Source organism: Halopseudomonas sp. L-58 (assembly GCF_056859475.1).
Genome location: NZ_JBSXON010000049.1, coordinates 56,089 through 69,654, shown reverse-complemented (window position 1 = coordinate 69,654; position 13,566 = coordinate 56,089). Strand labels below are relative to the sequence as shown.

Below are 13,566 nucleotides of genomic sequence, written 5' to 3'. Positions count from 1 at the left end.
GGCAAGCTTCCAAGGCGCTTGCAGACCAAGCCCCAGGGTCAGAATCTGGTTGTCGTCCATACCTCACCTCCTGTTATTGTGGAGGGCTTATGGTGACCCAAGGCCAAGGATGAATTCCACACCAAGCGTCGAAGAACCGGATTAAGTGGAATTTCATGATGGACAGGAATACGTCTGATCATCTTTCAGCCCTGCAAACTCGAGATACGGGTGCTCGACGACTTTGAGTGCATCAATATTGTGACGCTCCAGACTAATTATGTGCCGCCCCATTACCATAGCATCCCCCATGACTCGCTCTGATTGTTCCGGTTGTATCGGTGTGAAAAGGTCAGTGGTGAACTCGCCACGCTGCCATAGATCCATCAACAGACGCCCTGCCTTGGCATAAGCATATCCGGTACGATAGATGGCATTCAGGCCCTTACTCGCCGCCTTAATAACTAGAGGAGTGTCATCAGAATGACATGGCAGTTCACATCATGACTCATCCAACCGATCGCATTCTGACCATTGATCTTGAGGCAACCTGCTGGGAAGACCAGGTGGCTCCAGACGGGCAGCCTCAGAGTGTGCACAACATGGAGCCAATCGAGATTGGCTGCGCCTTGGCCACCCGTGACGGTGTGTTGCTCGACAGCCGTTCCTTCTTGGTTCGCCCTACCCGCTACCCCAAGCTGAGCGCGTTCTGCCAGTCACTGACCGGTCTCACCCAGGACATGGCAGATGCGGCACCCAGGTTTCCGGAGGCGATCGATGCCTTGAACCACTGGCTCGGCCAGCCAGCAGACTCCTTCATCTGGTGCAGTTGGGGTAACTACGACCGTCTGCATATGCAGGCCCAATGCGAACAGCTGGGTGCATCCACAACTGTTCTGAGTGTGCCCCATCTCAACCTGAAACGACTCTGGCGACGGAGCACAGGACAGCGTAAAAAGACAGGATTGGCGAGCGCGCTGGCTTACCATGAACTGAGCTTTGAAGGGCAGCACCATCGGGGTGTGGATGATGCGCGCAATATCGTCCGGCTGCTACCCTTCATGGACTGGTCGCTGGAACCCGAACTGCTCACACGTCCGGAAATGGAACCATGAAACTCGTCTGCATCTCTGACACCCACAGTCTGCACAGGCACATTCCCGAGATTCCGGATGGAGATGTACTGATTCATGCCGGAGACAGCTTGGGCCAGGGGACGCTAGACAATATTGAAGATCTCAACGACTGGTTGGGCACCCTGCCCCATCGTCACAAGATCGTCATTGCCGGTAATCATGACCGGGCCTTTCAGGATGAGCCAGAACAGGCGCGGGGGCTGCTGACCAATGCAATCTACCTGGAGGACAGCGGTGTCGAGATTGATGGTGTGAGATTTTGGGGCTCACCCTGGACGCCGACGTTCATGGACTGGGCGTTCATGCTAGAGCGAGCGCAGCCGCTGCGGGATGTCTGGGCGCTTATTCCAGATGATACCGATGTTCTGATCACCCACGGCCCACCGCTGGGCTACGGTGATGCGACGTTCATCGGTAGCAGCAACGTAGGCTGCTATGACCTTCTGGAGCGCATTGATGCGTTGCGCTTGAAGGCCCACGTCTTTGGGCATATCCATGAAGGCTATGGGATGTATCAGCGTCGCAGTACGACACTGATCAACGCCAGCACCTGCACCGAGTGGTATGAGCCGAGTAATTACCCGGTTGTTTTTGGGCTAACCTGACGGCACATGTGCGCTTTCTTGATTTGAGGTATGTGAGCGAAATGGACAAAAAAGCCGAGCGATACGAAAAAGCACTACTGGCAGCTGAGCAGCTGCTGGAGTCAAGGAAACGCGCGAAATCCTGGTTACAGTATTACGTACGCGGACTTGACGCAAAGCCAATCGACTTGCTCGACAGCGACGCGGGGCTCGCCGCTGTGCTGACGATAATCGGGCGGCTGGAGCATGGCGTCGTCACATAGATTGCCGCAAGCGCTACTCTGACTCTGACCTGTGCAATGACGCCCTGCTGGCGAGCAAACTACAATCTCCAGACTCTCAATCGCAGCCTTCAATTGAGCCGCTTATACATACGTCCATCATGTTGCGACTTTACGTACCAGAAATGGCTGGGCCGTCGCTCAAATGCTTTCCTCCAATTACATACTTCAGCAGACAATCGATCGCACATCCGCACAATCCCAGCCACCTGATAAGGATCTGAGTCTCTGGAGCTGCTCAGCGCTAGGCAAGCAGTCAGCGCCTCGAACAGCGGAGCAGACTTCATGTGAAGGTGTTCCAGCGGTGCTGAAAGCACCATAAAGCTGTAAGCCTCATGTTCGCCAGACACCCCGTTGCTGTCGTTATAAAACATTCGGACTTTACCAATATCGTGCAACAACCCTCCTATGAATGCGACCCATGTTGTCCTCATACCCAGTTGATGCTGACTACACAACGTGGCGGCACTCACTGCCACTTCATAGCTGTGAGCCAGCAAGCCGCCGACATGGTTGTGATGGTAGCCGTGACTGGCCCTATCACGGCAGAATGCAAGCATCAGTTGGTCGTCCATAAGCACATCGAGCAGAAAGCCTTTCAGTAGCTCATCGTCGATGTAAGCCAACATACTCCAGATTTTCACCAGCGTTCTCTTCTGCAAACCGCTGGCCCATTGAGCCTGACGTTCCACCTGCGAGCGAGGAATGCAGTCCGGCAAGGGTCGCAGCCTGACAAGGTCGCGTCCTTCACCTTCTGTCGAAAACTCCACCACAACCCACTGGCCATCAGAGTTACAGGGTTGCAGCTGCTCCGAAGGCAAGGAAGGAGCAGGCTCTCGTTCCAGCCCAGTGACGCACCAATTGAGCGCCCCACCTTCTTCTAGTTGCTGCTCAACCCAATACAAGGAGGAGCGAGCTCGTGTTATCAATGAACGCATCAGCCCACCTCCTCACACAGCTCTTGATCCAGCAATTGCTCAAACGCACTACCGTCCTGTCTGATCAGGTTAGGGATGTAACGTGAATACACGCGGAACAGCATGCCTGTATTCGCATGGCCCAGCTGCCTGGCAATCCACTCCGGGTTTTCTCCAGCCGCCAGCCAGAGTGTCGCAGCCGTGTGTCTGGACTGATAAGGGTTACGCTTCCCCAGTCCGAGATATTCCAGCAAGGGATACCAAACGCGGCGCGTTACATTTCGGTGGTTCAGCGGCTGGCCATTCCTGGCGGTGAATACAAAGCGGTTCTTTTCATCAGACCGCTTCCACTGTTCATACAGACCATCGTAAACCACCTGCGACATAGCCAATGTCCGGTACGAACTCGCCGTTTTGGTCTTTTCAATCTGGCCACGAACCAAGGCCTGACGAATGTGAATCTGCCGTGAGCCAAAGTCGACGTTATCCCATGTCAGGCCGTCGATTTCCCCGGTACGCATGCCAGTAAAGAACCGCACCAGGTAGTAGGAACGAAAGTCTGCGCGCACATTATCAATGATCAACCGAACCTCTTTCAGCGTGAACGGATGGATGTCTGCTCTGGGCATCGGCAATGCCTTGATATTGCGCCACGGCGATTCATACCCGAAACGCTCAGCCGCTTCATTCAATATCATGCGCAGCGCCGTCATGATGTGGTTGACCCGTGAGGCTGAGAGCTGTTTCCCCGTCTCCGCATCTGCTTGGCACAACTGGCCACGTAAAGCCATGATGTCGCCTTTGCTGATGACACCTATGGGGTTACCCCGATAGTACGGCACCAAGTGACAACGCAGAATGCCTTCGATTGTCTCTATGTGACTGAGGCGCCATTCTGCACGTTTCTCCTCCAACCACAGATTCGCAAATACCTCGAACAGCATTTTCCCGCCCACCGCTTTCTGCTGAACCAGTTGCTCAATCTGCCGGAAGTGCTCAACTTTTGGGCTCTCCGGAAAATGCTTGCCGTAATCAAAAGTACCGCGCTGAATCTCCAGTTCAAGTCTCGCCAGCACCGCTGCCAACGCCTTGCGATTGGCAGGCGAATCACTCAACTTGGTATGTTCCCGGCAACGCACACTGCGATACCGGAAATCCAGATAAAGGCGACCATCTCGTACGTTCACGCTACCCATGGCAGCCTCCTTTATTGCAGATTCTTAATGATCTGATGCGCGGTATCGCCTTGCAGCATCGTTTCTTCGACCCGCTCCCAGATGAACAGGATTTTCCGTCCTCCAAAGGGGCGAATGTAATGAACCCCATCATGCAGAACCGCATCCTTCAGGCATTGGCGGATGGTGCGAACGTCGTACTTAATCCGAGCCGACAGCTCTTCAGTAGTCAGATAGGTATGTGCCATAATGCTTGCCTCGCTTTTTTCTCTTCAGAAGAATCAAATGACCTACAGGAGAGAATTTAGCACACACAAAACCTATTGCAAGCACTTTTTCACTACTACAGGTCTTTTTGCACCAAAGAGAGGCTTTATGATCAAATGCCACCTTTCTAGAATCTTGGGCGAGCGGAAGCAAAAAATTGCTGAAGTGGCCCGTGACACAGGTATCAACCGGAATACTCTGCATCGGCTGTACAATGAAACCGCAACACGGGTGGAGCTGGATGTAATCGACCAGCTGTGTCGGTACTTGGATATTCAGGTGGGGGAGTTGTTTGAGGTGGTGGAGCACGCTGACCAGCAACTACTTTGAAACGCACCAAGGCAAGGCGGAGAAAAGTGGGACGCTCGATCCTACATCAGGAAGCGAACGCTTGGCTTTATGGGAGGCGCACGAGAACGTCGGCAGGAGCCCATTGTGATGATCGAATGTAGGCCGGCAGGTCAGAGCCAGATTTTAGGATGCCCCATGTAGTGGGGGGCCAAGTGCCTTTTTGGCAAGCGGACCTGGCGAGTATTCCGTTCTTCCTTTGCCGGGGGAATGTCCTCTTTAGTCATGACAGGATACAATGCCAGATACTCCTGCCCTTCAAAAGGGGCGTCTGATTCATCGAGCACTGGCAAAACTCCCACCCCACCTGGTTTGAAACCATCAAAGTAACCCAGCTCCCAAGGCATCCATTTCGACTTTGAGGCGTTGTCCGTAGCCAGATACAACAGAGAGTCCGACTGTTTCATGCGCTTCCGGAGAACTTCCGCCGTCTGTACGGTAACGTGATCACGCTCAAGGGCTTTGTCCTCGATCCAGTCCACGTAAACCCGTAGGCCTTGTCCTTCCAACAATACTTTTATTCCAAGCACAAGCTCAGCATCATTAATGGAGTGTGAGAGGAACACATCAAAGTGATCATCCTCACGGTATGATTTTCGACCGTCTCGTAATACATCCTGTGCGCTACGCGTACCGGTCGCTCTCTGAGCTGCCCTGCGTGCTTCTGATTTAGTGAAAAACGCCATGTTCATCTCCTTCTATACCAATGGCCTATACGGTTACGAGTAGGTAACGATTGAACAATGTAGCGAAGTCTATATCTTCGAGCTCCCTACCCGAGAAGTACCCCTTGTCACGAGCTAGGTTCAACGCTGCACCACCCGGCGCGGCAACCGGCAGAATGACTGTGTCAGGATGGAAGCGCTTGAAGATCTCATACTCGACCTCTACGCCGTCCATACCGCCAATGAAAACAGCGCCGACCAAATCATCCCGAGAAAGCATCGCTTCACGCATCGCTTTCAAGCTGGCAGCAAGGTTACCAGGCACTGCATCTGTATATATCACGTTATCAAACAGCTGATTCTCTTCTGGGTAGCGCCCTTCAAAAAAGCGGCTTTGATACAGGATCACCGAGCTTGCGTAATCAACTCCCAGATCTTCACAGATGCTCCAGATCATGGGCGTAATTGCAGGGTGACCACCCCATACGATCTTATGCCGACGCAGGGTCGCAATCGCTAGCTCACGCACAGCACACTGAATGAGAAAAGGGTCCGCCGTCTCGTAATAGCTTCCTCGACCGACAACAGGGATGCTGGCCGAAAGGAAGATTGTACCCATCTTCAGCCCCTCCAATCTGCTAGTTGCCAGCTAGCTTCGCAAGCTCTAAGCCAACGTGTCGCCTGGATGTAATGACCCAGCCAATCCAAATGAGTCAACCATTGCGGGTGCAAACCCACATGGTCATAGAGTATGGCCACAGATTCATCTGGAGAGTTCAGATAAGCTTCATGCATGGTCATCGACGTTGGCACCCCTACCGTTGGGTAAACCACAATCAGCTCGTCAGTTGGGAGTTGAAGCCGGACCCCCCTTCCAGTCCCCGTCCCAAGCACCGCGCCACCTATCGATTCAATGCCGATACGCAGATTACTCATCAGGTTCACCATTCTCACCGCGTGACTCTTGCTGCGTACTTCTTCCAGTTGCCGGCATATTCGGCCTATCGCGGCATTTCTGATCCGTCCTGTGGTTTCATCCAAGTCCTCATCTGCAAGTTCCAGAATACTTGCAGTAGCCAGCCGAGAAGACGGCATAACCTCAGGCCAACCCACTCGCAGGATACTGATCCCCTTGGCAAGCGCTCGGCCAAATTCAGCCGTAGTCCAGCGGCTGTTGAAATAATCCGCAGTATCGAGCATCAACAATACATCAGAATCGCAGAGCCGGTGCCAAAGCATGGTCTGAAAGTCCTCTGCAGGTGCAATGCTATGAGTATCGAGGAAAACGTCAAAATGTCTGGATGATAGCGCGTCAAACATCTGAAGTGCTGCCACTTTTGCCTCATCTCGGCGGTAACTAACAAAGACACGCCGTTGCTTCGGTAGCAGCCCTGCACATTCTAGGAGTGCTGTAGTAACTCGTTTTACACCGCCATCTGCATACGACAGACAATTTAATGATTGCAGCAATACCGGTATGTCAGTTCCCACACGTCGGAGATCAGATACGACCGGAATCACTGGGACACCTCGCCGAAGCAAGCTCGGCAAACTGGCATGATCTGCCCCCGATCCACCGAAAAACACAACTGCGCTGGAACATTGTTGCCCCGGATTAAATGTCTCAGGCACTATTTCCCAACTAACATCTTTCCCCAATCGTAAGCCGAACATGGCGACAGCATTCCCAACCGCCTCCTCCAGATCGGTAATTTGCTCCTCGGTTGGGGAGCCCAGCACAGCGAGGTGGTAGATCGGGGTCATAAACACCTCATATTCTTGATTTGGCTGCAATCTGATCGGCTACTGATAGCACACGAGGATCCTCGAGCAATCTTGAAGCAACTTTCAATTCTCTGTATAGATTATCAAGGTGCTGAAGTCCTCTAGTGTTATGATCACTTTCATTCAGGATCGATAACGCACCGTCGTCATCTAGCCATTTTTCAAATTCCAAGAATTCCATCGAATAAGTAGAGGCAGGAAGCGGGTATCTGAACTCAACAAGCTTCTGATCGGAAGCCGTAGCATCAAACGTGAAGCCCTCATTACTCAAAGTCACTCTTTTGCGAGGCGTTCGTTCAACGCATTGGGCAAACGACAGTTCAGAGAAGATCCATGGCGAAGAGAGCTGTTTGTTTTTCGAGATATGCTCTCCAATTTTTACTGAATTGTCCGTTTCCAAGAATACAAACAATTCAGAGCGATGAATCATTTGCTGCAACGCCGTATTGAGAATCAGATGCACATTGGTTGTCGTCCTGTTTCTTATCTTATAGTTATAATAACCACCCCCTTCCGTCTTAGAAAAAACATCGTCAATCTTTTGCAGCAATTCATCTGCATAGCCCCATGTGCAAGAGTCGACAAAAGGCTTCAAACCAATTTCTTCAAGGCTCAGCGCAACCTTGATTGCTTCCTCCTCGTCGGCGTGCGAGTGCGAGATAAAAACATCGATGTCTCTTTCAGGAAAAACACTCTTCTGAATCTCGTCAGCATCTAGAATATTGCTTCCGTCCAGGAGATAACCTTCAAGGCTAACCAGAGCCTTTCTTTCTCTTTCCTTGTATGACTTTACCTGATCAGGTGTCCATTTTGACTCGTAACCAAAGAAGTTTTTAAGCTTCAAATCAATAAACATATATCCCTCAGCATTAATTCAAGATAACCAGACAGCCAGCTAAGCACCTGTTCTTGTAACGAGATCAGTATCTCTCCCATTGCTCCGCGTGCTGTCCGTCAAAGAACCTCGAGCGCACCTCGGTGAAATATTCCTTACCCGCTTCGTTTCCACGACCAACCATATCTTGAATGGCTTCGCTATCATCCAGCTTGATCTCGAAAGGGACCGTTTGGTTGACGCGTAAATGGCGTGTAGGTCCGAGAAAACTTTGGGCCAGCGTCAATGCCCCGTGCTCTTGAGCTGAGAAAAACAAATCAATACTATGGGGGGCCCATCCCGCTTTCCCTTTCCCCAACTGTTCGGTGAAATCACTTTCACTAGTGAGAGTGCCGACGCTCAATACATCGATTCGATCCAAGGGGATTTTCAGAAAGCGAACCGCTTCTGCCAGAGCAGGCAGAATGGGATTATTCGCCCAGACACCACCATCAAGAAAGGCCTCCGGGGCTACAGGCCCTTCCCACGGCAACTCCTCGAAGTACGTAGGGGCAGCCGATGAGGCTAGCGCCGCATCTACGGCTGAAATATCACGGTAAGCCGTACGGTCTGGACTATGGGGCGTGACAATCGCTTCTGCTTGACCGTGTTTTGCTCTCACTGTAGGGATGACCAGGCGACAACAGGAATCAGAAGCTAGCGTCCTTTGGCCATACACCTCGGTGAGCAGCTCGCGCAATGTGGCTGAGTCATGTTTGGATTTTAGCCAATGCCTTAACTTTCGATCCTTCGGAAAAATCTTTGGCCCCTGTTTTTCATAAAAAGCCAAAATTTCACGCGGCGTTAAACCAAGGGCTAACCCAATCGCCAGGATCGCACCTGTCGACGTACCTGCGACCAGATCGAAATGAGAGATGAGATTATTACCACCGCCAGCCCTGAGCATGTCGTCCCACTTGGCTAATACTGCAGCGGTAAAGGCCCCCCTGAGCCCTCCTCCATCCAGTGCCAGTATACGGAAGTTCCGGCCTTGTGAAACATTCCGGTGCGCCAGAGGCAGGTTTTTCAACTGTTCGACTATCTGGCCCACGACACAATCGATAGAGTCACTTTGGGCAATCTTCATATTCTGCTCGTGAGACAGCCCGTTTCTGAGGCGATATATCAAATCAGGCGCGTCCTGGAGATAGCCCGCAATAGCACCTCCAAAGCCCGCTGCAACAAACGCTGGTTTTCCGAGTTCGAGCATCGTGTCCAGTTCATTTGGAACACCTGCCGCCGCTTTATTCACACCCCACCATGCGCCCCCAATACACACGATGGCATCGGACCGATCGGCCATCCAGTCACGCATCGGTGTCAGGCCTCTTGCAGGGTTTGCATTATCATGATCCGCTGGCACGATCTCGACGGATGCGTACTTCCGCTGCTCTTCGATTTCCATCGCGTACTGATCAGTCGAAAAGCCTTTTGCCCTTACCAGCGTGAGGGCTGCCTTGCTCCCTCCTGCTTTGATGAACGCTTCAGCAGCCTCTTTCAGGGGTGCAATAAACGACGGATGACTTCCGTGGACTATTGAGCCTCCTTCACTAAAAATCTTACCTGCCAGCTTGCATACGAAATCAGAAATATTTTCTTGCTGGTCTGGATTGGATCCGGATAAATGGACCCTCACGCCCGCTAGACGTTGTTTGAGTGCCATATCGATGAACACCTCGTGAATGTATGCCGATCCCTGCGTTCTCTTAAAACTCTCCATCCCTTTGTCTCCCCCCGTTACAGCCTGGCTCAGCCGCCAAACGATGACGGCTTGTGTGGTGATGTGGACAAATATTTACGGGAGTGAAGGATCAGGCTCCTAACGCCCGGCCAAGGCGGCGGCTGTTTCTATCCATCCAGAGATATTCCCCCGACCATTCTGAGCAGCAAAGTCGTATCTCAGATAAATCTGGGAAAGCTTAAGAACAGTTGTGCTTGTGGGAGCATCAAACCAGAGGTCGGATGCTGGAACGGCCAAAGTGTAGTCTGAGTACTTTACCCACTTGCCCCCCTTAAGCTCTGCGAAATAAATTTTATCGTTGGCGCAGTAGAGACCGACCTCAGAGAGTGGGTCAGTCCCCTTCACTCCGAGCTCTTGATTACTGTTCTTTACACCATCGATATCAACCGTCAGCAAACCGTTTCCTTTTAAGACGCTTCGTACAATCTCATAACGAACCCAGCGCCTGCCTGCAGTATATTGGCCAGCCAGAACGCACGTTACTGACGTATTTTTCAGGCCATTACGAAGAAAGGTTTTAAGCGCTTCATCACCTTCTTTTTGTGAGGCTTCAAAAACACTGGCATCAAAGAAACCCACATCCTCTTGCTGATTGGAGTTTACAACCCAGCAGTTTCTGACATTCCATGCTCGCCACACGTCTTCTTGATAATGAAATGAGAAAAATGTCCTTCTTGCCATTTTCAGCTCCTATCGTTGATAATCCTTTTATCCCCTCGTGACACTTGAGTAGAGAGCAATCCAACACGCCTCGTCTGTCACTATACCAAGAGAAAAGTAGTTACATTATATACCAAAGTCAGTTTTCCCCGCGCAGCCCAGCAAAAACATCCTGAGGCTTAAAAAATCGCTCATTCATTGAGCCCTCCAAATGTTCGATCAAATTCTGATCAGCACTTTCTCTACATGCGCCCATTCACTTTGCTTGCAGCACCACTGAAACAAAACAACATACTTGCAAGCGCGCATAAGGCAAACGCAGCCAGACTCCAAAGCTCGTAAGGTATACCCAGCAAATCAACTGCTCCATCGGCGCAGCCGGTACGCGGTGCAAACACCGCTGGCATGAGCTGATCCAGAGCCAGGCTGGATATGATCCGATCAGCCAGGCTGAGGCTGCACGAATAGCTGTTATTGGCCACAAAAATCTGCCACACGACCGTCGCAACCCCCGCCAGGGAGAGCAGGAGTGCCAGACTGCAAAGAGCCAAGCGCAATGCTGAACGCCGTGTGATGCTAGCCAGTCCGCAAACGATAGCGATGGTCAGGAACTCTACCCTTTGTAGAACACACCATGCGCATGGCTGCATATCGAAGACATGTTGTGACACCAGGGCCAGCCCCACGACGCCGAGGCTGAATGCCATAATCGCAAGTAGTACCCCCTGGTTGCGCACATCAGGTTTGTCTACATACCGGTAAACAGCCAACTCATTACCTTTCATATCTCACGTCTCCTACAAACCACAACGCTGAATGCCTCGAGACTAGAAAAACGATTGGCAAACGCCAAAACTATTCTCGATTCTCCACCACCACATCTCGATTCGTAAAAATCGAATCCAAGGTCGCAGGCCCGGTTTTAATATGCGTAACGCGACTGATTTCCTCGAGAGCCAGCTCCAGCCGGTAATCTTCAAAGTTCCTGAACACCTTCTCCAGCGACACCTCGACTTCCTTGCTGCCATTTTGTGCAAACAGGATATGTAATACCGCAGCCAGCGGCAGAGCCATGCTTTGCTCATCCTCAGTGCTTTCGGGATCACTCAGGTTCTCGAAGTATCGATCCAGACATTGTTGAAGCTCTTTCAGCCAGAAATGACTGAGATTGGCCGGAAGAGTTGCTTCAGGTCCTGAACTCAGCACCTCTTGTTGGAAACGCTGGAGCATCTTGTCTTCGCTCATTTATCTACCCTTTTCATTAATGACCTGAAGAGATCTCAGTCTGATTACCGCCTACTGAACGCCCGCGTAATACGTTCGGCGATCATATTTGCGGCCTGGGTATTCGCAGCCTGCTCATTCAACCCCACCCAGATATCCAGCTCCAAAGCACTGCCCAACACCTCGGGCAGTCGCCTCACACCTTTGTCCAAATAAACCGCATTATCGGGTAATAGCCCAACGCAATTGGCCCAACGGACCATCTGCCATTGAACATCAGGAGAATTGACATGGACCGATCCGTGGCGACGTTGCGCAATAAAATCATTCCATTGTGCAAAGTTCGCAAAGTGCTCATATCCTTGATATTGGGCTGCCATATAGTGATCCAGATCATCTAACGACTCAGGTACCATGCGCCCGCGTATAAGGCGTTCCGTAGCATAGAGCGAGAAACTCTGTGTCGATAAACACCGTGGCTGTACCAACTGACTGCTAAGCTCGCTGTACCTGCGCGGTTCTTGCATCCAGACAACCAGATCGGCATTTTTCTGTAGCTCAGGCGTGTCATCTACCAATGTGATCTTTAATCCGGAATTCTCTCGCAAGACTGAAATCACCTCTCGATACAAGAAACTTTCCAGCACCAGCTTTGGGAGAGACAGCACCAAATCGCTGTGCTCTCCATAAATATCCGCCGCAGAGACTCCAGCCAGATGTTGCTCACTAAACTGATACAACTGGTTACCGTCATCGGTCAGATTTGTCCGACCGCCTGTTGAGCGGAACAGCTGCATATCCAAGCGTCTTTCAAGCAACCTGATTTTTTTGCGCAACGCCTCGTGCTTCATTCCCAAGCTTCGCGCCGCCATGGTAAAACCGCCCCGGCGCACTACGATCACAAAATACCGCACTGCATTCCAATCATTGAGCAGTTCAGCTTTGACCCGCTCAGATGGAACGGTAGAACACCCAACAGTCACTCGGTCTGTTCCAGCACCACATTCAACGCCGCACCATCGATACTCAATGTGCCGGCGTTGACCAGTCCTTCCATATAGGCTTTTGCAACCAGCTCTTTACGTTGGCTGCGAAGGCTATTACGCAATTGCTCGCGTACCTGATCCAGGGCTGCCACCCGGGCAGGCTGCATGTCCGTCAACTTGAGAACGTGCAACCCCGTTGGAGTTTGCACCGGGTCCGATACAGCGCCGACCTCGAGCTGTGCAAGCACCGGGCGAATCTCTGGTATCAGAAGCTCCAGCGGTCGCATACCTATATCACCGCCTTGCTGGGCACTCTGCGGATCTTCGGAGTTCTTCCTGGCCAACTCAGCGAAGTCGGTCTGGCCTTCTCGCGCCGCGTTGGTCAGCTCTACCGCGCGTTTGCGCACATCCTCAAGAGAGCCCTGATCATTCACTGCCAGAAATATCTGACTGACCTGATACATTGCAGGAGTCGCCCACTGCCCCTTATTGATCTCATAAGCAGCATTCAGCTCTGCCTCGCTCGGATAGTCCTCCGGTACCTGGCTGACCGAATCCAGATAAGTGCGCAACACAATCTGCTCGGTTGCCGAGCGGGCCATCTGCTGAATTTCTTCCCGCTGATCCCAGCCCTGCGCAACAGCCTCACTCAGCAGCTTTTTCTCCGCCAAGCGAGAACGCAGCCAGTCATCAATCGCGGTACGGTTCTGCCCCAGCCGATCAGCCGAACCCTGAGGCAGACCAGCCAGCAATGCCTGTAGCTCATCAGCCTCAATATACTGGTCGCCCAGCTGGGCTATCGTCGCGACCGACCCCGACAGTTGAGCACCATCGACTTCCACCTTCTTCGTTTGCGGGTTCTTGTCTCCCATAGCCATGGACACTACTGTTACGAGCAACAACCCCGCGCCGAGACCGACAAAAACCGTACCTTTCTTCACCAG

The 13,566-nt window shown here is 51.9% G+C and carries 17 protein-coding genes; 4 read left to right on the top strand and 13 right to left on the bottom strand.

Annotated features, from left to right (window positions below):
- Positions 1-482 precede the first annotated feature (482 nt).
- Genes AC13EY_RS06105 through AC13EY_RS06095 form a run of 3 tightly spaced genes read left to right on the top strand, consistent with a single transcriptional unit; the run spans position 483 to position 1,962 of the window.
- Positions 483-1,094, top strand: a complete 612-nt coding sequence (locus tag AC13EY_RS06105; RefSeq protein WP_228246823.1) for a 3'-5' exonuclease — start codon at positions 483-485, stop codon at positions 1,092-1,094.
- Positions 1,091-1,720 carry a metallophosphatase domain-containing protein gene (locus tag AC13EY_RS06100; RefSeq protein WP_022963299.1) on the top strand — a complete coding sequence of 210 codons (630 nt, stop codon included), beginning with the start codon at positions 1,091-1,093 and terminating at the stop codon, positions 1,718-1,720. Before AC13EY_RS06105 ends, AC13EY_RS06100 begins: the two co-directional genes overlap by 4 nt.
- 41 nt (positions 1,721-1,761) lie before the next feature.
- The gene (locus AC13EY_RS06095; RefSeq protein WP_040641001.1) at positions 1,762-1,962 is read left to right on the top strand and encodes an MbcA/ParS/Xre antitoxin family protein; all 201 of its coding nucleotides are present in this window, start codon (positions 1,762-1,764) and stop codon (positions 1,960-1,962) included.
- Positions 1,963-2,051: 89 nt separating this feature from the next.
- Here the strand turns inward: AC13EY_RS06095 and AC13EY_RS06090 are convergent, their stop codons facing one another.
- The 3 genes from AC13EY_RS06090 to AC13EY_RS06080 are packed head-to-tail and all read right to left on the bottom strand — an operon-like array spanning position 2,052 to position 4,320.
- Positions 2,052-2,918 (bottom strand): HD domain-containing protein, encoded by an 867-nt coding sequence (locus AC13EY_RS06090; RefSeq protein WP_482876055.1) that lies wholly within the window; start codon positions 2,916-2,918, stop codon positions 2,052-2,054.
- Entirely contained in the window at positions 2,918-4,093 is a 1,176-nt protein-coding gene (locus tag AC13EY_RS06085) for a tyrosine-type recombinase/integrase (RefSeq protein WP_228246825.1), read from the bottom strand. Before AC13EY_RS06085 ends, AC13EY_RS06090 begins: the two co-directional genes overlap by 1 nt.
- An 11-nt stretch (positions 4,094-4,104) precedes the next feature.
- A complete protein-coding gene (locus AC13EY_RS06080) occupies positions 4,105-4,320 on the bottom strand; it encodes a hypothetical protein (protein WP_028614920.1) in 216 nt (71 codons plus the stop codon).
- A gap of 1 nt (position 4,321) precedes the next feature.
- Here AC13EY_RS06080 and AC13EY_RS06075 point away from each other — a divergent pair, with 1 nt between their 5' ends.
- A complete protein-coding gene (locus tag AC13EY_RS06075; protein WP_306361491.1) occupies positions 4,322-4,669 on the top strand; it encodes a helix-turn-helix domain-containing protein in 348 nt (115 codons plus the stop codon).
- 131 nt (positions 4,670-4,800) lie between these two features.
- Here the strand turns inward: AC13EY_RS06075 and AC13EY_RS06070 are convergent, their stop codons facing one another.
- From AC13EY_RS06070 to AC13EY_RS06025, 10 genes are all read right to left on the bottom strand, one after another.
- Entirely contained in the window at positions 4,801-5,373 is a 573-nt protein-coding gene (locus AC13EY_RS06070) for a toll/interleukin-1 receptor domain-containing protein (RefSeq protein WP_022963304.1), read from the bottom strand.
- Between the two features lie 25 nt (positions 5,374-5,398).
- Entirely contained in the window at positions 5,399-5,971 is a 573-nt protein-coding gene (locus AC13EY_RS06065) for an SLOG domain-containing protein (RefSeq protein ID WP_228246826.1), read from the bottom strand.
- Between the two features lie 2 nt (positions 5,972-5,973).
- Positions 5,974-7,116: a toll/interleukin-1 receptor domain-containing protein gene (locus AC13EY_RS06060; protein WP_482876058.1), complete on the bottom strand. Its 1,143-nt coding sequence runs from the start codon at positions 7,114-7,116 to the stop codon at positions 5,974-5,976.
- Positions 7,117-7,123: 7 nt separating this feature from the next.
- On the bottom strand, positions 7,124-7,993 hold the full coding sequence (locus tag AC13EY_RS06055; protein ID WP_482876060.1) for a toll/interleukin-1 receptor domain-containing protein: 870 nt from the start codon (positions 7,991-7,993) through the stop codon (positions 7,124-7,126).
- Between the two features lie 64 nt (positions 7,994-8,057).
- Positions 8,058-9,731, bottom strand: a complete 1,674-nt coding sequence (locus AC13EY_RS06050) for a CBASS cGAMP-activated phospholipase (RefSeq protein WP_228247750.1) — start codon at positions 9,729-9,731, stop codon at positions 8,058-8,060.
- Between the two features lie 99 nt (positions 9,732-9,830).
- Entirely contained in the window at positions 9,831-10,433 is a 603-nt protein-coding gene (locus AC13EY_RS06045; RefSeq protein WP_228247749.1) for a TIR domain-containing protein, read from the bottom strand.
- 221 nt (positions 10,434-10,654) lie between these two features.
- Positions 10,655-11,197 carry a disulfide bond formation protein B gene (locus tag AC13EY_RS06040; RefSeq protein ID WP_228247748.1) on the bottom strand — a complete coding sequence of 181 codons (543 nt, stop codon included), beginning with the start codon at positions 11,195-11,197 and terminating at the stop codon, positions 10,655-10,657.
- A 70-nt stretch (positions 11,198-11,267) separates the two neighbouring features.
- Complete coding sequence (locus AC13EY_RS06035) at positions 11,268-11,657, bottom strand: hypothetical protein (protein ID WP_228247747.1); 390 nt, start codon at positions 11,655-11,657, stop codon at positions 11,268-11,270.
- A gap of 44 nt (positions 11,658-11,701) precedes the next feature.
- Positions 11,702-12,619: a LysR family transcriptional regulator gene (locus AC13EY_RS06030; protein WP_482876062.1), complete on the bottom strand. Its 918-nt coding sequence runs from the start codon at positions 12,617-12,619 to the stop codon at positions 11,702-11,704.
- On the bottom strand, positions 12,616-13,563 hold the full coding sequence (locus AC13EY_RS06025; protein ID WP_228247707.1) for a peptidylprolyl isomerase: 948 nt from the start codon (positions 13,561-13,563) through the stop codon (positions 12,616-12,618). Before AC13EY_RS06025 ends, AC13EY_RS06030 begins: the two co-directional genes overlap by 4 nt.
- Between the last annotated feature and the right edge of the window lie 3 nt (positions 13,564-13,566).

Bases quoted from the DNA above. Each gene is read 5' to 3' on its own strand.
- AC13EY_RS06100 (WP_022963299.1), top strand. From the start codon at position 1,091: ATGAAACTCGTCTGCATCTCTGACACCCACAGTCTGCACAGGCACATT.
- AC13EY_RS06085 (WP_228246825.1), bottom strand. From the start codon at position 4,093: ATGGGTAGCGTGAACGTACGAGATGGTCGCCTTTATCTGGATTTCCGG.
- AC13EY_RS06060 (WP_482876058.1), bottom strand. From the start codon at position 7,116: ATGACCCCGATCTACCACCTCGCTGTGCTGGGCTCCCCAACCGAGGAG.
- AC13EY_RS06090 (WP_482876055.1), bottom strand. From the start codon at position 2,918: ATGCGTTCATTGATAACACGAGCTCGCTCCTCCTTGTATTGGGTTGAG.
- AC13EY_RS06055 (WP_482876060.1), bottom strand. From the start codon at position 7,993: ATGTTTATTGATTTGAAGCTTAAAAACTTCTTTGGTTACGAGTCAAAA.
- AC13EY_RS06070 (WP_022963304.1), bottom strand. From the start codon at position 5,373: ATGGCGTTTTTCACTAAATCAGAAGCACGCAGGGCAGCTCAGAGAGCG.
- AC13EY_RS06080 (WP_028614920.1), bottom strand. From the start codon at position 4,320: ATGGCACATACCTATCTGACTACTGAAGAGCTGTCGGCTCGGATTAAG.
- AC13EY_RS06075 (WP_306361491.1), top strand. From the start codon at position 4,322: ATGCTTGCCTCGCTTTTTTCTCTTCAGAAGAATCAAATGACCTACAGG.
- AC13EY_RS06040 (WP_228247748.1), bottom strand. From the start codon at position 11,197: ATGAAAGGTAATGAGTTGGCTGTTTACCGGTATGTAGACAAACCTGAT.
- AC13EY_RS06065 (WP_228246826.1), bottom strand. From the start codon at position 5,971: ATGGGTACAATCTTCCTTTCGGCCAGCATCCCTGTTGTCGGTCGAGGA.
- AC13EY_RS06095 (WP_040641001.1), top strand. From the start codon at position 1,762: ATGGACAAAAAAGCCGAGCGATACGAAAAAGCACTACTGGCAGCTGAG.
- AC13EY_RS06045 (WP_228247749.1), bottom strand. From the start codon at position 10,433: ATGGCAAGAAGGACATTTTTCTCATTTCATTATCAAGAAGACGTGTGG.
- AC13EY_RS06035 (WP_228247747.1), bottom strand. From the start codon at position 11,657: ATGAGCGAAGACAAGATGCTCCAGCGTTTCCAACAAGAGGTGCTGAGT.
- AC13EY_RS06105 (WP_228246823.1), top strand. From the start codon at position 483: ATGACTCATCCAACCGATCGCATTCTGACCATTGATCTTGAGGCAACC.
- AC13EY_RS06050 (WP_228247750.1), bottom strand. From the start codon at position 9,731: ATGGAGAGTTTTAAGAGAACGCAGGGATCGGCATACATTCACGAGGTG.